Source organism: Kitasatospora sp. NPDC056184 (assembly GCF_042268405.1).
Taxonomy (GTDB): domain Bacteria; phylum Actinomycetota; class Actinomycetes; order Streptomycetales; family Streptomycetaceae; genus Kitasatospora.
Genome location: NZ_JBHJUI010000006.1, coordinates 265,112 through 280,878 on the forward strand (window position 1 = coordinate 265,112; position 15,767 = coordinate 280,878).

Genomic DNA, 15,767 nt, shown 5'->3' on the forward strand with positions numbered 1-15,767 from the left:
CTCTTTCTCCTTCCGCACTTGACTGACCCGCGACTATCCTGTCTTACTGTCGTAAGACAGGAGAACAACTGGTGATCGAGTTCGTGCTCGACGGCCGCTCACGCGTGGCCACGTACATGCAGCTGGTCCTGCAGGTGAAGCAGGCACTGCGGGTCGGACTGGCGCAACCGGGGGACCGGCTCCCCAAGGTGCGGGACGTGGCCCAGGCCCTGGCGATCAACCCCAACACCGTGCTCAAGGCCTACCGGGAGCTGGAGCTGGAGGGGCTCGCCGAGGGCCGGCCGGGAGTGGGGACCTTCCTGGTCCGCACCCTGGCCGGGCCCGCGCTGGCCCATCAGACCGAGCTCCGCGAGGAGCTGGTCGCCTGGCTGGCCAAGGCCCGGGCCGCCGGGCTCGCCCGCGAGGACATCACCGCGCTCGTCGACACCACTCTGCGGGCCACGCCCGACCGGCCGCCCACGGGCGGAACCGAACCGGACCGACAGTCATCTGGGGGAAACACATGACGGAAGTCGCTCTGCACACCGAGGGGTTGGGGAAGCGCTACGGGCGCGCCTGGGCCCTCCGGGACTGCTCGCTGGACCTCCCCGCCGGGCGGATCGCCGCCCTGGTCGGGCCCAACGGCGCGGGCAAGTCCACCCTGCTCCACCTGGCCGTCGGACTGCTGCAGCCCGACGCCGGACAGGTCCGGGTCTTCGGACGGGACCCGCGCCGCGACCCCGGCGCCCTGGCCGACCTCGGCTTCGTCGCCCAGGACACCCCGCTCTACCCCGACTTCACCGCCGCCGAGCTGATCACCATGGGCGGGCGGCTCAACCGCCGCGGCACCTGGGACGCCGCGATCGCCCGGGACCGGCTGGCCCGGACCGGCATCCCGTCCGACAAGCCCGTCGGCAAGCTCTCCGGCGGCCAGCGCGCCCAGGTCGCGCTGGCGCTGGCGCTCGCCAAGCGGCCCCGGCTGCTGCTGCTCGACGAGCCGGTGGCGGCCCTGGACCCGCTCGCCCGGCACGAGTTCATGCAGGCCCTGATGGGCGCCGTGGGCGAGTACGGGACGACCGTCCTGCTCTCCTCCCACCTGCTCGCCGACCTCGAACGGGTCTGCGACCACCTGGTGCTGCTGCACACCTCGCACGTCCACCTCGCCGGTCCGGTCGAGGAGTTGCTCGCCGGGCACTGCCGGCTGATCGGCCCCCGGGTCGCCGACGGCGCCGCCGTCCCCGGGGTGGCCTCGGTGATCCGGGCCAGCCACACCGAACGGCAGTCCACCCTGCTGGTGCGCACCGACGGGCCGGTCGACGGGAACCGCTGGGCGGTGCACGAGGTCACCCTGGAGGACCTCGTCCTCGCCCACCTCGGCGCCTCCGCCGGCGCCTCCCGCACGGAGGTGGCCGCGTGATCTGGCTGACCTGGCGCCAGCACCGCAAGCAGGCCCTGTGGACGGCCGTGGCACTCGCCGTGCTCGCCGCCGTGCTCGTCCCCACCGGCCTGTCCATGCGCTCGTCCTTCGAGGACTCCGGCCTCGGCGCCTGCCTGCGCGCCCAGGGCCACGCCCGGTTCGTCAGCGGCGAGGGCTGCGAGGCGCTGAGCCAGCGCTTCGCCAACCAGTACGACTCGACCGCCTTCCTGGCCATCCTCTTCGTCCTGCTGCCGCTGCTCGCCGGCCTCTTCCTCGGCGCCCCGCTGGTCGCCCGGGAGGTCGAGAACGGCACCCACCGGCTGGTGTGGACTCAGGGCATCAGCCGCCGCCGCTGGATCCTCACCAAGTTCGGGCTGATCGGCGCGGTCGCGCTGGTGCTGTCCGTCGGCTTCGCGCTCGGCGCCGCCTGGTGGCTCGCCCCGCTCGCCGACAACGGGCTCGGCCGCTTCCGGTACCTGTTCTTCGACGTCCAGGGCGTCGCACCGATCGGCTACACGCTGTTCGCGGTCGCGCTCGGCATCCTCGCCGGCACGCTGAGCCGCCGGACGCTGCCCGCGATGGGCGTCTCGCTCGCCGCGTTCATCGCCGTCCGCGCCCTCGTCGAGCTCCTCGCCCGCCCCGCGTTCCTGCCGGCCAAGTCGCTCACCTACGCGATCGACAGCCCGGTCACGGCCAACCGCTTCGCCGGCGACTGGGTCTACCAGCAGGGCGTCCGCAACGGCTCCGGCACCCTCGTCCTCCCCGACGCCCGCGTCGGCTGCGGCCCCGACGGCGCCGGCGACACCGCGCGCTGCGTGGCCCGCTTCGCCGAGGACGGCTTCGGCCCCGGTCCCTACACCAACTGGCAGGAGTACCAGCCGGCCGACCGCTTCTGGACCTTCCAGGCCATCGAGACCGGCGTCTTCCTCGCCCTGACCGCCCTGCTCGTCACCCTCGCCGTCCGCCGCGTCCGCCGCATCGCCTGAGCCCCGGGCGGGACAGGGTGTCCTGACGGGCCGTTGGTAGCATCCCCGAACCGACCGGGTCGTGCACGTCCGGTTGTTCCGGTCGGTGGAAGGAGAGGGCACCATGACCGCCGACGACGTCCGGAGGATCGTCCTGGTCCGCCACGCGCAGGCCGAGCGGGAGACCGCGGTCGACCACGAGCGGCGCCTGGACGGGCGGGGCCGCACCGAGGCCTCGTCGGCAGGGCGGTGGCTCGCGGAATCCGGCATCGCCCCCGCTCTCGCACGCGTGTCCAGCGCCCGGCGCACCAGCGAGACCTGGGAGCGCGTCCGGGCGGCGCTCCCCCGGGCACCCGAAACCGTCCACGAGCGGCGGATCTACGACGTCAGCGTCGACATCCACCGCCGTGAGGCCGGGATCGACGAGCTGATCGCGATCCTGCGGGAGACGCCGGAGGCAGTGGGCGACCTGGTCGTGGTCGGCCACAACCCGAGCCTCCACGACCTGGTCGACGTCCTCGCGGTACGGGGCCGTGACGCGGCGGAGGACGAACTGTCCGAGCGGGTGGCGCGGTCCGGATTCCCCACCGCCGCCGTCGCCGTCCTCACCGTCGACGGCCCCTGGCGGAGCCTCGGCCCCGGTCTCGCGCGGATGACCGGCTTCTGGGCTCCGACCGGCTGACCTCCCGGGCGCTCACCGGCGGGCCGGGAGGAGGCGGTGGATCACGGGGTCCGAACCCTCGGGCTCGACCCGCCGCACAGTGGGAAGTCGGCGCGCCGGACCCATCGCGCACCGTCGTGCACCAGCAGCCGGACGGCCTCGGCGCGGGCGGCGAGCGGCAGGTGCGGGGCGAGGTCGGCGGCGACGGGCCCGGGATCGTCGTGGTAGGCCACCGTCAGGTGCGGGACGACCTCCTCGAACCGTCCTCCGTAGGGCGGGTGTTCCGGCCAGCGGGCGGCGACGGCGGCCGTGAGCGCGTTCAACCGCGCGGCGCCGTCGGCCGCCGGGGCCAGGTAGTGGACGCCGGGGAAGTTCCCGCAGTGGGTGAAGGCGAGGTCGAACCCGCCCCGGGCGGCGAGGAGTGCGCCGAGGTCGCCGAGCACCGCGGCATCCAGCCGGTCGGCCGGCACGAACGGGTACAGCACCGTGACGTGGGCCGGAACGCCGAGCCGACGGGTCGTACCGCTCGCGCCAGGGCCCGACGACGGCTTCCGCCTCCGGCACCGGGAGGATCAGTGCGCTCTCGCCCGCCTGTGTCATACCCGCATTCTCCACACTGGACGGCGGTCGCCCCAGGGCGTGAGCATGAGCGGATGGACACAGGGGGCGGCATCCGGTTGGAGCGGTTGGCGGACGGGCACGCGGCGGCGGTGCTGGCGTTCGAGCGGGAGAACCGGGCGTGGTTCGCGCGGTCGGTGCCGGACAGGGGGGACACCTACTTCACCGCGGCCGGGTTCGCGGAGCGGCACCGGGCGCTGCTCGCCGAACAGGACGGCGGGGCCTGCCACTTCCACGTCGTACGGGAGGCCGGCGGGCGGATCGTCGGGCGGGTCAACCTGGTGGACGCGGCGGCCGGGAGCGCCGAACTCGGCTACCGGGTCGCCGAGTCGGCCGCCGGACGGGGCGTGGCGCGGACGGCGGTCGAGCAGGTCTGCCGACTGGCGGCCGAGGAGTACGGGTTGAGCGAGCTGACCGCCGTGACCACGGTCGACAACGCGGCCTCCCGGGCGGTGCTCGCCCGTACCGGGTTCACCGAGGCGGGCGGGGCGGTCGTCGGCGGGCGGCCCGGCCTGGCCTTCCGGCGCGGGCTCCGCGCGCCGGGTTCGGAGTCCGCCCGCACCGGGCAGTAAGCCCCGCATGACGATCCCTCACCGCTTGGTCGGCACCGGCGCCCACAAGGTCCTGGTGCTGCACGACTGGTTCGGCACCAGCGCGGGCTGGGGCCCGTTCCCGGACTACCTGGACGGCTCCGCCTTCGGCTACGCGTTCCTCGACTACCGGGGCTACGGCGACCGCAAGGACGTGCCCGGCGCCTACACGCTGGCCGAGATCGCGGACGACGCGCTCGCGCTGGCCGACCAGCTCGGCTGGCAGGACTTCTCGCTGGTCGGGCACTCGATGGGCGGCAAGGCCGTCCAGCAGGTGCTCGCCCAGGCGCCGCACCGGGTGCGGAGGCTGGCCGGGCTGGCGCCCGTCCCGGCCGGCCCGTACCCGATGGACGCGGACGGCGAGGCGCTGTTCTACGGCGCGGCCGAGGACCGGGCGAAGCGGTTCGAGATCCTGGACCGGGTGACCGGGCGGCGGGCCGGCCGGGTCTGGCTCGACCGGATGGTGGACCGCTCGCTGGAGCTGTCCACCCGCGAGGCCTTCGGCGGCTACGTGCGGGACTGGACCACCGCCGACCTGGTGGACCGGATCGCCGGGAACCCCGTGCCGGTGCGGGTGTTCGTGGGCGAGCACGACCTCCTGCTGACCGCCGACGCGATGCGCGCCACCTTCCTCGCCCACTACCCCAACGCCGAGGTGGAGCAGTTGCCCGCCTCCGGCCACTACCCGATGCACGAGACGCCGGTCGCCCTGGCCGCCGCCCTGGAGGCCTTCCTGCACGCGTAGCGGCGGAGCACGCCGAGCACGTCCGCCGAGCCCTCCGGGGGCTACCCGAGCGCCCTGATCCGCTCCCGCACGGCGGGCGAGGCCTTCGCCCAGGAGCCGCTGTCGAAGGGCGGCCGGGGGTCGTACTCGGCGTGCAGCTGGATCGCCCGGGCGGTGGTCTCGTCGCTGAGCAGGGCGGCGAGGTGGAGCGCCATGTCGATGCCGGCGGAGATGCCGGCCGCGGTGACGATCCGGTCCCGGCGCACCACCCGCTCGGGGGTGTACTCGGCGCCGAACGCGGCCAGTTCGCCGGCGGCCGCCCAGTGCGTGGTGGCGGCGAGGCCGTCGAGCAGCCCGGCGGCCCCGAGCAGCAGCGCGCCGGTGCACACGGAGGCGGTGAACCGGGTGCCCGCGTGCGTGCGGCGCAGCCAGTCGAGGAACGCCTCGTCCCCCATCAGCGGCCGGGTGCCGTGCCCGCCCGGGACGAGCAGCACGTCGCACGCCCCGACGTCCGCGTACCGGGCGGCCACGTCCAGCCGCATCCCCCCGATGCTGTCGGCCACCGGGCCCTTCTCCCCCGCCGCCACGAACCGCACGGTGGCCCCCGGCAGATAGCCGAGCACCTGGTACGGCCCGATCGCGTCGAGCGGCTCGAAGTCGTCGAAGAGCACGATGGCGATGTCCATGTCCCGCAGCGTAGGCGCGAGTTGGCCACCCGTCCCGCCCCAGGTCAGCCGATTCACGAGAACGAGTGGTCTGCACCACCGACCTTTACCCCAGCGCATCCAGCTCCGTGCCGATGGCGGCGCGGAGGGGGTCGTGGGCGGGGGTGAGGGCGTGGGCCGGGTCGGTCCAGTGGGTGCGGGGGTAGAGCCAGACGGGGAGGCGGACGAGGTCGGCGGGCTCCCAGTCGTAGCGGGGCCAGACGTGGGCGTGCAGCATCGGGTCGGTGTTGCCGAGGATCTCCAGGTTGACCCGGCGGAAGGCGGGGTCGGCCGCGCGGCAGGCCCGCTCGACGGCCTCGCCGAGGCGGTCGAGGTCCTCCAGGTAGGCGAGCCGGCGGGGGCGGGGCAGGTCGGAGAGCCGCTGCACCCCCGGGCGGTCGGTGAGCAGGATCGCGTACCCGGGCAGGAACTGCACGTCCCCGGCCACCGCGAACCCGGCGTCCAGGCGCCGGATGACGGTGGGGTTCTCGCCGCGCAGGGCGCTGCCGATGCGGTCGGACTTCCAGTCGCTGGTGTCGGTCATGCGCCGATGCTAGGGCGTGTGATCATCGGGTGATCCGATCCGACGAGCTCGGCCGCCCGCACCGGGTCGCCGCCCGCCCGGTCCAGCAGGGCCCCGACGTCGTAGACCGGTGCGTCCGGGGCGTCGCCGACAGCGAGGGTCAGCCCGGGTTCGCAGCGGGCCGCCCACACCGCGGCCGCCAGGTCGGGCCGCAGCCGTTCCAGCTCGCCCAGCAACCCCCACGCCCCGTCCTCCAGCCGGACCCGCCGGGACGGGTCGCAGGCGGCGAGCGCGTCGGCCACCCCGGTGTCGTCCGGGTCGTAGTCCTCCAGCAGCGGCAGCAGTTCGGGGGCGCCCAGGATCTCCGCCGCCCTGAAGGTGAGCACGGCCGCGCCGTCCGGATCCGCCAGCAGCTCCCGCATCAGCGGCACGGCGCGCGGGTCGCGCCGCCGCGCCAGGCCGTGGACGCCCTCCTCCCGGGCGGCCGGGTACGCGTCACCGGTCCGCTCCCAGAGCGCCGCCCGCACCTCCGGGCCGTCGGCCTCGCACTGGAAGCCGAGGGTGAACGTCGCCCAGTCGCGGACCTCCGGGTCCGCGTCCCGGGTCAGGCCGAGGAGCGCGCGGACGCCCGGGGCGTCCGGCGGGCCGGTGACGACCTCGTCGAGGGAGAGGGCGGAGGCCACCTGTCCGCGCACCTGCGCGTCGGGGTGGCCGGCCAGGGCGACCAGGACGGGCACCGCCCGCCCGTCCCCGGCGCGTCCGAGCGCCCCCGCCAGGCGGGCCAGGACACCGCCGTCCCGCTCCCGCTCGGCGAGGGCGAGCAGCACGGTCGCCGCCCCGGCCCGCACCGCCTCGTCGCGGTCGGCCGCCTCGCCCACCAGATCGCAGCCCGCCGCCCGTTGGGCCGGCTCCGCCGAGCCGAGCAGTTCGGTCCCGTGGGCGAGCGCCGCCGCCGTGTTCATCACCATCGGGCCAGTCTGGCCGACGGGCCCTTGCCCCGGACAGCGGTTTCCGTGCCCGTGGAACGCGGAGTGCCCGGCCGGGAGAGCCCGGCCGGGCGGGTGGATCCGTCGTGGGTCAGAACTGGGTGGTGACCGTGACGCCGCTGAAGTCGGTGGCGGCGTACAGGCCGAGGTAGCGGTAGCCGGCCGTGGGGTTGGTGACGGTGATGGACTGGGTGGTGTCGGTGCTCGTCGAGGCGGCGGTGTAGGCCTTCGGCGAGGCCCAGGTGCCGTCGTTGTAGTACAGGTACGCGGTGCCGGTGCCGCCGGAGGCGGTGACCTTCAGCGTGGTGGTGCCGGCCGGCAGGTAGACGTACAGGTAGTCGGTGTTGCCGGCGGTCGCGGCGCGGCCGCTGCGCGAGCAGTTGCGGCCCATCGCGTCGGCGCGCTGCTCGGGGCAGGCCGGCAGGGCGACGGCGGTCGTGGTGACGTTGACCGAGGTGGTGCCGGTCCGGCCGGTGTCGTCGGTGACGGTCAGGGCCGCGGCGTAGATGCCGGGGACCGCGTAGGTGTGGCTCGGGTTGCGCTCGTCCGAGGTGGTGCCGTCGCCGAAGTTCCAGTGCCAGCCGGTGATCCGGCCCGGGCCGGTCTGCACGGACCGCTCGGTCAGGTTGACGGTCGATCCGTTCACCGAGTTGTCGAACCGGGCGGTCGGACCGTCCACGTAGCAGGCGCCGGCGGTGCAGGCGTCCAGCCAGGCGTCGAAGTCGGCGTCGTAGGAGGTGCCGAGGTTGTTGTAGACCGCGTAGCCGCCCGGGTAGTCACCGGCGCGGAAGCGCTCCAGCATGGCCTGGACGTCGGCCGGGTGCTTCTCCAGCATGTACCGGACGGACAGGTAGCCCCACGGGTAGATGCGGGTCGAGTCCGAGTTGGCGTAGGTGTTCTGGAAGAGGGTGCTGAGCTTGTAGGTGTGCTTGGCCGCCTGGTTCATCGCGTCGACGTCGGTGGCGCCGCGGTGGCGGAACGAGACGTACTCGGCGAGGCCCTCGACCCACCACTTGTTCGGGACGGACGACTGGGTGTCGTAGTTGCCCTTCAGGTTGTAGATGCTGTCGAGGTAGTGGGTGTACTCGTGGTTGAGGTTCCACACCCGGGCCGTGTCGTTGACGTTCCAGGCCTTCTGGTACATCACGGTCACGGCCCGCCGGTTCGGGTCGGTCGCGTCCATGACGGTCTGGCCGCCGTTGTCGGTGCCGTTGCCGTAGATCGCCCACGAGTAGGCGTTGTACTCGGCCTTGTTGGCGAAGATCCCGAAGGTGACGGTCTTCGCGTACTGGTTCGGGATGGGCCCGTTGTCCTTGGACACGCTGTGGAAGAGCGCGTCCTGGCTGCGCAGGCTCTCGCAGACGGCGGCCAGCTCGGCGGCCGACAGGGCCTGGGCCTGGAGGATGCGGTTGTCGCAGACCAGCTGGTTCGGCAGGATCACCGAGATGAGCTTGTTGTTCAGGTCGCAGATGCCGTAGTACGAGCACTGGCCGTTGTTGAAGTACTCGGCCTGGCGGGCCGTGTACAGGTACAGCGACGAGAAGGACGAGACCAGCGGCGCGGAGTCCAGCACCTTCTTGACCAGCGGCTTGGCCACGGCCTCGGCGGCGGAGCTCATTCCGGCGAACTTGGCCAGGTCGTTGCCCGCGTTGGTGTCGAGGGTGGTGTAGGGCCCGCTGAGCAGGTCCCGGTGGTTGATCGCGAAGTCGGCGAGCGAGTTGATGAGGCTCGGGTCGGTCGCGAGCGACTGGACGAAGCCCGCGTTCCGGTAGCCGAACCAGAGCGGGTAGTACAGCACCGAGTTGACCGCGCTGCGCATCTGCGGGAACTGGTTGTAGGTGTTGTCGTACTCGTCCAGGATCCGCTTGTAGGCGCCCTTGTAGCGGGCCTGGAGGTTGGCGCTGTCAGTGAGCCACACCACCTCCTTGAGGATGCGGCCGTTGTTCTCCGTGACGTCGCGCCAGCGGGTGCCGGCGAAGAACGCGTCCAGGGCGGTGGAGACGGCGGTCTCGAGCTCGCCGGTGTACGGGCCGGCCGCGACGGGGTACTTGAACTGGATGTAGTAGCCCACCTGCAGGTACTTCACCAGCTGCGCGATGCCGGTCGTGTTGTCGCCGGTGTAGTTCGCCGCCAGGTCCTTGAGGGTGGCCGCGACGGACAGCATCCGGGCCTGGTTGAAGATGCTCGGGTCGGCGACGGCGCTGTCGTACAGCGAGTTGACGCACTCCGGGGTCGAGCTCCGGATGAAGGCGACCAGGTCGGCCCCGGTGAGGGCCGCGAAGTCGGCCGGGGTGCAGCTCTGTACGGCGAGGGACTTGAACTGGGCGGGGGCGCTCGCCTCGGCCGGCTCCTCCAGCAGGCGCGTCGCGCCGATCAGTGCCGGGGGACGCGGGGCGGCGGGCTCGGCGGGTTCCTCGGAGCCCGTCTCGGCCGGGGTCGGGGCGGCGGGTCCGACCGGACCGGCCGGTGCGGCGGCGGGCGCCGTCGCGGTCGGGTTGGCGGCAGCGGCGGAGGGCGCCGCGAAGGCCTGGGTCGGCAGCACGGCGGTGGCCGTGGCGCAACAGGCGACGACGCCTGCCGCGAGCATGGAGAGTCTGGTGCGCAGGAGCACGCCGAATCCTTCGTCGAGTGGGGGCAGCCCGACGTGGGGTCGGACTGAAGGAAGGAGATGTGGCGTGGATCCTGTCATCGGCCGGTGATGAGAACAATGTCACAGGTTATATTGCATAAGATTTTCAGCCACCTCCACGCGCGCCGCCCTCCACGCGGCCGACCTGCGGCGGTTCCGGCCGGAACGAACCGGCAGCCGGGGACCGAAGGGACGTCGAGCCACGAGTCGGGCGGCCGCACGGGCCGGCGGACCGTTCGGACTGGCCGGATCCGCGCCCCCGGCCCGGTCGGCGCGGAGCCTCCCGGGATGCTGTGACCCGGATCACCTTCGAGGGCCGATGAGTTTCCGTGCCGGGCCCGGTCCTATGAGCAGCGAACGAAGGAGACCCCCATGACCGCCACCCCCGCCAACGGCCCCGCCAGCTACTTCCCCTCCATCGAGAAGAAGTACGGGCACCCGATCGCGCACTGGAAGGAGCTGATCCGCTCCTCCCCGCTGACCAGGCACATGGAACTGGTCGCCTGGCTCAAGGCCGAGCACGGCCTCGGCCACGGACACGCGAACGCCCTCGTCAAGCACACGCTCGACGAGGGCGGGAAGTAGGGCCCCGGGGGGCGCGGCCTCAGATGCCGAGGCCGCGCACCACCAGGTCCACGAGGGCGAAGAAGAACAGCGAGATCCCGACGAAGCCGTTGGTCTGGAAGAACGCCCGGTTCAGCCGCGACAGGTCGTTCGGCTTGACGATGGTGTGCTCGTAGCCGAAGGCGGCCGCGACCACCAGCAGGCCGATCCAGAACGCCACGCCCGCGTCGGTGAGCACCGCGTACCAGCCGAGCAGCAGCGTGGTGACCACGTGGCAGGCGCGGGCGCCGCGGATCGCGGCCGGGACGCCGAAGCGGGCCGGCACCGAGCGCACGCCGTCCGCCCGGTCGGACGCGACGTCCTGGCAGGCGTAGACCAGGTCGAAGCCGCCGATCCAGATGCCGACGGCCGCGCCGAGCACGACCGCGTCCCAGGACCAGGTGCCGGTGACGGCCAGCCAGGCGCCGACCGGGCCCATCGCCTGGGCCAGGCCCAGGATCGCCTGCGGGAAGTCGGTGAACCGCTTGCCGTACGGGTAGACCACCATCGGCACCACGGCCACCGGCGCGAGCGCCAGGCAGAGCGGGTTGAGCAGCGCCGCGGCGCCGAGGAAGACCACCAGGGCGATCGCCGAGCCGACGTACGCCGTCCTCAGCGAGACGGCGCCGGTGACGAGTTCGCGCCCGGCCGTGCGGGGGTTGCGGGCGTCGATCTCGCGGTCGATGATCCGGTTGGCGGCCATCGCGAAGGTCCGCAGCCCGACCATGCACACGGTGACGATGAACAGCTCGCCCCAGTGCACCCGCCCGTCGGCCAGGAACATCGCCGTCAGCGCCGCGATGTAGGCGAACGGCAGGGCGAAGACCGAGTGCTCGATCATCACCAGCCGCAGGAAGGACCTGACCTTGCCGGGCGGGACCTCGGGGAGCGCGGCGGCGGTGCTCACAGCCCGTACTCCTTCCAGCGCCGGTCCACCAGGGCGGCGGTCGCCGGGTCGGAGCTGACCATCTCGGGCCAGCCGCCGTCGCGGGTGTAGCCCTCCTCGGGCAGCTTGCGGGTCGCGTCGATGCCCGCCTTGCCGCCCCAGAACTGCTGGTAGGAGGCGTGGTCGAGGTGGTCGACCGGGCCCTCCACCACGGTGAGGTCGCGGCTGTAGTCGACGTTGCCGAAGGCCCGCCAGGCGACCTCCTGGTAGTCGTGGACGTCGCAGTCGGAGTCCACCACGATGATCAGCTTGGTCAGCGACATCATGTGCGCGCCCCAGATGGCGTGCATGGTCTTCTGCGCGTGCTTCGGGTACTTCTTGTCGATCGAGACGATCACGCAGTTGTGGAAGCCGCCGGCCTCGGGCAGGTCGTAGTCGACGATGTCCGGAATGATGATCTTCAGCAGCGGCAGGAAGAAGCGCTCGGTGAACTTGCCCAGCGGGCCGTCCTCCGTCGGCGGGCGGCCGACCACGATGGACTGCAGGATCGGCCGGCGGCGCATCGTCACGCAGTCGATCGTCAGCGCCGGGAACGGCTCCTGCGGCGTGTAGAAGCCGGTGTGGTCGCCGAACGGCCCCTCGGGCAGCAGCTCGCCCGGCTCCAGCCAGCCCTCCAGGACCACCTCGGCGTCGGCCGGGACCTGCAGCGGGACGGTCTTGCAGTCCACCATCCGCACCCGCTCGCCCGCGACGAAGCCGGCGAACAGGTACTCGTCGATGTCGCCCGGCAGCGGCGCGGTGGCCGCGTAGGTGACGGCCGGCGGACAGCCGAAGGCGATCGCGACCGGCAGCTTCTCGCCCCGCCGTGCGGCGACCGCGGCGTGGTTGCGGCTGTCCTTGTGGATCTGCCAGTGCATGCCGATGGTGCGGCGGTCGTGCCGCTGCAGCCGGTACAGGCCGAGGTTGCGGATGCCGGTGTCCGGGTCCTTGGTGTGGGTCAGGCCCAGGTTGAAGAAGGAGCCGCCGTCCAGCGGCCAGGTGAACAGCGCCGGCAGCTCGTCCAGGTTGACGTCGTCACCGGTGAGCACCACCTCCTGCACCGGGGCGTCGCCGGCCTTCACGTGCTTCGGCGGCACGTGGGCCATCGAGGCGAGCTTGCCGAAGGCGTCCCGGAAGCCGGTGAAGCCCTGCGGCAGCTCCGGCTTCAGCAGGCCGGAGATCTTGTCGCCGATCTCCTCCGGGCCCTTGAGGCCGAGCGCCTTGGCGAGCCGGCGCTCGGTGCCGAAGACGTTCATCGCCAGCGGCATCGTGGAGCCCTTGACGTTCTCGAACAGCAGGGCCGGGCCCTTGGCCTTCTGCACCCGGTCGACGATCTCGCCGATCTCCAGATAGGGGTCCACCTCCGCCTTGATGCGCTTGAGGTCGCCTTCGCGGTCGAGGGCCCGCAGGAACGAGCGGAGATCGTCGTATGCCATGCCAGCCAGTATCCGCCACCCGATAGCCTGACCTGTGTCAAGGGCCCCCTCGAAGCAGCTGAAGCCGCGCACCGCCGGCGGACGCCGCGTCGAGGAACCCGACCGCCACCGACGCCGCCCGGGGGAGAACGCCGCCGTGCTGAGGATCCTGACCTTCGTGCTCCCGCTCGCCCTGTGGGTGTGGGCCTTCATCGACTGCCTGACCACCCCCGAGGAGGAGGTGAAGCACCTCCCCAAGGTGGTCTGGGTGATCATCGTGCTGCTCTTCCCGCTTGTCGGCTCGATCGCCTGGCTGGTGGCCGGCAAGCGGCGCGGGGTGCGCAGCGCCCCGGCCGGCGGCCACGGCGCGGGCGGCCCGGCGTACGGCCGCCGCCCCGACGGCCGCCCGCTCGCCCCGGACGACGACCCCGAGTTCCTCGCCTCGCTGAAGAAGCCCGACAACGAGCACGAGGACATGCTCAAGCGGTGGGAGGCGGATTTGCGCCGCCGCGAGAACGAGTTGCGCGGCGAGGAGGACCCGGACGGGGGACGGCGGGCCTGACCCCCGCATCGCTCGGACGGCCCACCCGGCATCCACCGGGTGGGCTGCGGTGTTTTTGGCGCATCCCTACGACTGGGAGGCCGGCGCCGGCCCCTCGGCACCGCCTTCACCGCCGCACCAAGCGCCACTTGAGCGCCCCTTGAGGCAAGCCTGGCAGCATTCACCGTGACAGCCCTGACCTGCGCGTTTCCTCATGTTCAGCTCACCCGGGGGTCATCCGGGCGACAGCTCGGGGTAATCGAACAGCTACCGGACGCACGGGCCGAAACCCTTCGGTTTCTGTGCAGGCCTGACATCTAAACGGACGCGACCTTGTACGGAATCGACGCCGAAACCAGCGTGCGGCCCCTCGTACAGTCATAAGTGAAGAAGTGATTCGCAGCCGGGGGCATCGCAGACGTTGGCTGTCGGACAGTTCCCTCACCTTTGGAGTGGTTCGAGATGACGGTTGTGCACGAGGCGCCGGTCGACGACGTCCCCGACGTCCCCGCGGACGTGCGGGGCAGGGTCGCGGAACTGCACGAACTGCGCGAGCAGGTCCGCCGCGGCCCGAGCGAGAAGGCCACCGAGGCCCAGCACGCCAAGGGCAAGCTGACCGCCCGCGAGCGCATCGACCTGCTGCTCGACGAGGGCTCGTTCCACGAGGTCGAGCCGCTGCGCCGGCACCGCGCCACCGGCTTCGGCCTGGAGGCGAAGAAGCCGCACACCGACGGCGTCGTCGTCGGCTGGGGCACCGTGCACGGCCGGACGGTCTTCACCTACGCCCACGACTTCCGGATCTTCGGCGGCGCGCTCGGCGAGGCCCACGCCCAGAAGATCCACAAGATCATGGACATGGCCATCGCGGCCGGTGCCCCGCTGGTCTCCCTCAACGACGGCGCCGGCGCCCGCATCCAGGAGGGCGTCACCGCCCTGGCCGGCTACGGCGGCATCTTCCAGCGCAACACCAAGGCCTCCGGCGTCATCCCGCAGATCTCCGTGATGCTCGGCCCGTGCGCCGGCGGCGCGGCCTACTCGCCGGCCCTGACCGACTTCGTCTTCATGGTCCGCGAGACCTCGCAGATGTTCATCACCGGCCCGGACGTCGTCCAGGCCGTCACCGGCGAGAAGATCAGCCAGAACGGGCTCGGCGGCGCCGACGTGCACGCCGGCGTCTCCGGTGTCTCGCACTTCGTCTACGACGACGAGCAGTCCTGCATCGAGGAGGTCCGCTACCTCCTGTCGCTGCTGCCGCAGAACAACCGCGAGATGCCGCCGGCGGCCGTCAACGACGACCCGGTGGACCGCCGCAACGAGTCGCTGCTCGACCTGGTGCCGGCCGACGGCAACCGGCCGTACGACATGCGCAAGGTGATCGAGGAGATCGTCGACCACGGCGAGTACCTGGAGGTCCACGAGCGCTGGGCCACCAACGTGCTCTGCGTGCTCGCCCGGATCGACGGCCACGTCACCGGCATCATCGCCAACCAGCCGCAGTCGCTGGCCGGCGTCCTGGACATCAACGCCAGCGAGAAGGCCGCACGCTTCGTCCAGATGTGCGACGCCTTCAACATCCCCCTGGTCACCATGCTCGACGTCCCCGGCTTCCTGCCCGGCGTCGACCAGGAGCACGACGGCATCATCCGGCACGGCGCGAAGCTCCTCTACGCCTACTGCAACGCGACCGTGCCGCGGATCCAGCTGATCCTGCGCAAGGCCTACGGCGGTGCCTACATCGTCATGGACTCGCGCTCGATCGGCGCCGACCTCTCCTTCGCCTGGCCGACCAACGAGATCGCCGTCATGGGTGCCGAGGGCGCCGCCAACGTCATCTTCCGCCGGGACATCAACGCCGCCGACGACCCGGACGCGATGCGCAACCAGAAGATCAAGGAATACAAGAGCGAGCTGATGCACCCGTACTACGCGGCCGAGCGCGGCCTCGTGGACGACGTCATCGACCCCGCCGAGACCCGCCAGGTCCTGGCGTCCTCGCTGGCCATGCTGCGTACCAAGCACGCGGACCTGCCGAGCCGCAAGCACGGCAACCCGCCGATGTAGCAGTGCCGCCCCGGCCGGGCACCGCACCGCCGGGCACGCCGACGACGACCGACCACCACCATCCGCCGGGAGAAGACCGGACCATGACCGCTTCCGCCGAACCACTCGTCCGCATCGTCCGCGGCTCGCTCTCCGACGAGGAGCTCGCCGCCCTGACCGCCGTGCTGATGGCCCGCGCCGCGGCCGCCCAGCAGGCGGCGGCCGCCGCCTCGCCGGTCGAGCCGATCGCCAACTGGCAGCGCCTGGAGCGCCGCCCGGCGTACTACTCGCCGGTCAGCTGGCAGTGGGCCGCCTGACGGCTCGACCGAGGACCCGGACGACACCCGTCCGACCGGCGGGGGGCCCCCCCCCCCCCCGGGGGGGGGGGCGCCCCCCGGGCGGCCCCCCCCCCCCCCCGGCCCCCGGGGGGGGCCCGGGGCCGGGCCG

At 72.5% G+C, this 15,767-nt stretch carries 17 protein-coding genes; 10 read left to right on the forward strand and 7 right to left on the reverse strand.

The genetic code is table 11. The features are described 5' to 3' along the window. Positions 1-71: 71 nt before the first annotated feature. The 4 genes from ACFC0B_RS15235 (at position 72) to ACFC0B_RS15250 (ending at position 3,043) form a co-directional block, all read left to right on the forward strand. A complete protein-coding gene (locus tag ACFC0B_RS15235) occupies positions 72-506 on the forward strand; it encodes a GntR family transcriptional regulator (protein WP_376086267.1) in 435 nt (144 codons plus the stop codon). Then, positions 503-1,396, forward strand: a complete 894-nt coding sequence (locus ACFC0B_RS15240; protein WP_376086268.1) for an ABC transporter ATP-binding protein — start codon at positions 503-505, stop codon at positions 1,394-1,396. The genes ACFC0B_RS15235 and ACFC0B_RS15240 overlap by 4 nt, the downstream gene beginning before the upstream one ends. Next, positions 1,393-2,382 carry an ABC transporter permease gene (locus tag ACFC0B_RS15245; protein ID WP_376086269.1) on the forward strand — a complete coding sequence of 330 codons (990 nt, stop codon included), beginning with the start codon at positions 1,393-1,395 and terminating at the stop codon, positions 2,380-2,382. Before ACFC0B_RS15240 ends, ACFC0B_RS15245 begins: the two co-directional genes overlap by 4 nt. 103 nt (positions 2,383-2,485) lie before the next feature. Beyond that, positions 2,486-3,043 carry a histidine phosphatase family protein gene (locus ACFC0B_RS15250; RefSeq protein ID WP_376086270.1) on the forward strand — a complete coding sequence of 186 codons (558 nt, stop codon included), beginning with the start codon at positions 2,486-2,488 and terminating at the stop codon, positions 3,041-3,043. A 41-nt stretch (positions 3,044-3,084) separates the two neighbouring features. Here ACFC0B_RS15250 and ACFC0B_RS15255 read toward each other — a convergent pair whose 3' ends face one another. Then, the gene (locus ACFC0B_RS15255) at positions 3,085-3,507 is read right to left on the reverse strand and encodes a 2'-5' RNA ligase family protein (RefSeq protein WP_376086271.1); all 423 of its coding nucleotides are present in this window, start codon (positions 3,505-3,507) and stop codon (positions 3,085-3,087) included. Between the two features lie 168 nt (positions 3,508-3,675). Here ACFC0B_RS15255 and ACFC0B_RS15260 point away from each other — a divergent pair, with 168 nt between their 5' ends. Next, on the forward strand, positions 3,676-4,212 hold the full coding sequence (locus tag ACFC0B_RS15260) for a GNAT family N-acetyltransferase (protein ID WP_376086272.1): 537 nt from the start codon (positions 3,676-3,678) through the stop codon (positions 4,210-4,212). A 7-nt stretch (positions 4,213-4,219) separates the two neighbouring features. Next, a complete protein-coding gene (locus ACFC0B_RS15265) occupies positions 4,220-4,975 on the forward strand; it encodes an alpha/beta fold hydrolase (RefSeq protein ID WP_376086273.1) in 756 nt (251 codons plus the stop codon). 41 nt (positions 4,976-5,016) lie between these two features. On the opposite strand, the gene ACFC0B_RS15270 is transcribed toward ACFC0B_RS15265, so the two are convergent. The 4 genes from ACFC0B_RS15270 to ACFC0B_RS15285 form a co-directional block, all read right to left on the reverse strand. After that, positions 5,017-5,640, reverse strand: a complete 624-nt coding sequence (locus ACFC0B_RS15270; RefSeq protein ID WP_376086274.1) for a DJ-1/PfpI family protein — start codon at positions 5,638-5,640, stop codon at positions 5,017-5,019. Positions 5,641-5,725: 85 nt separating this feature from the next. Beyond that, positions 5,726-6,202, reverse strand: coding sequence for an HIT family protein (locus ACFC0B_RS15275; protein ID WP_376086275.1), 477 nt, complete (start codon positions 6,200-6,202; stop codon positions 5,726-5,728). Beyond that, positions 6,199-7,149, reverse strand: a complete 951-nt coding sequence (locus ACFC0B_RS15280) for a HEAT repeat domain-containing protein (protein ID WP_376086276.1) — start codon at positions 7,147-7,149, stop codon at positions 6,199-6,201. The genes ACFC0B_RS15275 and ACFC0B_RS15280 overlap by 4 nt, the downstream gene beginning before the upstream one ends. A gap of 109 nt (positions 7,150-7,258) precedes the next feature. Further along, entirely contained in the window at positions 7,259-9,778 is a 2,520-nt protein-coding gene (locus tag ACFC0B_RS15285; protein WP_376086277.1) for a collagenase, read from the reverse strand. Positions 9,779-10,168: 390 nt separating this feature from the next. On the opposite strand from ACFC0B_RS15285, the gene ACFC0B_RS15290 reads away from it, so the two are divergent. Continuing rightward, positions 10,169-10,381: a DUF4287 domain-containing protein gene (locus tag ACFC0B_RS15290; protein ID WP_376086278.1), complete on the forward strand. Its 213-nt coding sequence runs from the start codon at positions 10,169-10,171 to the stop codon at positions 10,379-10,381. 19 nt (positions 10,382-10,400) lie between these two features. Here ACFC0B_RS15290 and mqnP read toward each other — a convergent pair whose 3' ends face one another. Both mqnP and ACFC0B_RS15300 read right to left on the reverse strand, forming a co-directional pair. Then, positions 10,401-11,306, reverse strand: coding sequence for a menaquinone biosynthesis prenyltransferase MqnP (gene mqnP / locus ACFC0B_RS15295; protein WP_376086279.1), 906 nt, complete (start codon positions 11,304-11,306; stop codon positions 10,401-10,403). Next, a complete protein-coding gene (locus ACFC0B_RS15300) occupies positions 11,303-12,760 on the reverse strand; it encodes a menaquinone biosynthesis decarboxylase (protein WP_376086280.1) in 1,458 nt (485 codons plus the stop codon). The genes mqnP and ACFC0B_RS15300 overlap by 4 nt, the downstream gene beginning before the upstream one ends. A gap of 136 nt (positions 12,761-12,896) precedes the next feature. Here ACFC0B_RS15300 and ACFC0B_RS15305 point away from each other — a divergent pair, with 136 nt between their 5' ends. The 3 genes from ACFC0B_RS15305 to ACFC0B_RS15315 all read left to right on the forward strand — a co-directional run bounded on the left by ACFC0B_RS15305 (position 12,897) and on the right by ACFC0B_RS15315 (position 15,637). Continuing rightward, entirely contained in the window at positions 12,897-13,301 is a 405-nt protein-coding gene (locus ACFC0B_RS15305) for a PLD nuclease N-terminal domain-containing protein (RefSeq protein WP_376086281.1), read from the forward strand. 441 nt (positions 13,302-13,742) lie between these two features. Beyond that, positions 13,743-15,341, forward strand: coding sequence for an acyl-CoA carboxylase subunit beta (locus tag ACFC0B_RS15310; RefSeq protein ID WP_376086282.1), 1,599 nt, complete (start codon positions 13,743-13,745; stop codon positions 15,339-15,341). Positions 15,342-15,424: 83 nt separating this feature from the next. Continuing rightward, entirely contained in the window at positions 15,425-15,637 is a 213-nt protein-coding gene (locus ACFC0B_RS15315; RefSeq protein WP_350542409.1) for an acyl-CoA carboxylase subunit epsilon, read from the forward strand. The last annotated feature ends 130 nt before the right edge of the window (positions 15,638-15,767 follow it).

What these genes read in the sequence shown, in the direction of transcription:
- ACFC0B_RS15240 (WP_376086268.1), top strand. Translation starts at nt 503, where the DNA reads ATGACGGAAGTCGCTCTGCACACCGAGGGGTTGGGGAAGCGCTACGGG.
- ACFC0B_RS15250 (WP_376086270.1), top strand. Translation starts at nt 2,486, where the DNA reads ATGACCGCCGACGACGTCCGGAGGATCGTCCTGGTCCGCCACGCGCAG.
- ACFC0B_RS15260 (WP_376086272.1), top strand. Translation starts at nt 3,676, where the DNA reads ATGGACACAGGGGGCGGCATCCGGTTGGAGCGGTTGGCGGACGGGCAC.
- ACFC0B_RS15265 (WP_376086273.1), top strand. Translation starts at nt 4,220, where the DNA reads ATGACGATCCCTCACCGCTTGGTCGGCACCGGCGCCCACAAGGTCCTG.
- ACFC0B_RS15270 (WP_376086274.1), bottom strand. Translation starts at nt 5,640, where the DNA reads ATGGACATCGCCATCGTGCTCTTCGACGACTTCGAGCCGCTCGACGCG.
- ACFC0B_RS15275 (WP_376086275.1), bottom strand. Translation starts at nt 6,202, where the DNA reads ATGACCGACACCAGCGACTGGAAGTCCGACCGCATCGGCAGCGCCCTG.
- ACFC0B_RS15280 (WP_376086276.1), bottom strand. Translation starts at nt 7,149, where the DNA reads ATGGTGATGAACACGGCGGCGGCGCTCGCCCACGGGACCGAACTGCTC.
- ACFC0B_RS15290 (WP_376086278.1), top strand. Translation starts at nt 10,169, where the DNA reads ATGACCGCCACCCCCGCCAACGGCCCCGCCAGCTACTTCCCCTCCATC.
- ACFC0B_RS15300 (WP_376086280.1), bottom strand. Translation starts at nt 12,760, where the DNA reads ATGGCATACGACGATCTCCGCTCGTTCCTGCGGGCCCTCGACCGCGAA.
- ACFC0B_RS15310 (WP_376086282.1), top strand. Translation starts at nt 13,743, where the DNA reads ATGACGGTTGTGCACGAGGCGCCGGTCGACGACGTCCCCGACGTCCCC.
- ACFC0B_RS15315 (WP_350542409.1), top strand. Translation starts at nt 15,425, where the DNA reads ATGACCGCTTCCGCCGAACCACTCGTCCGCATCGTCCGCGGCTCGCTC.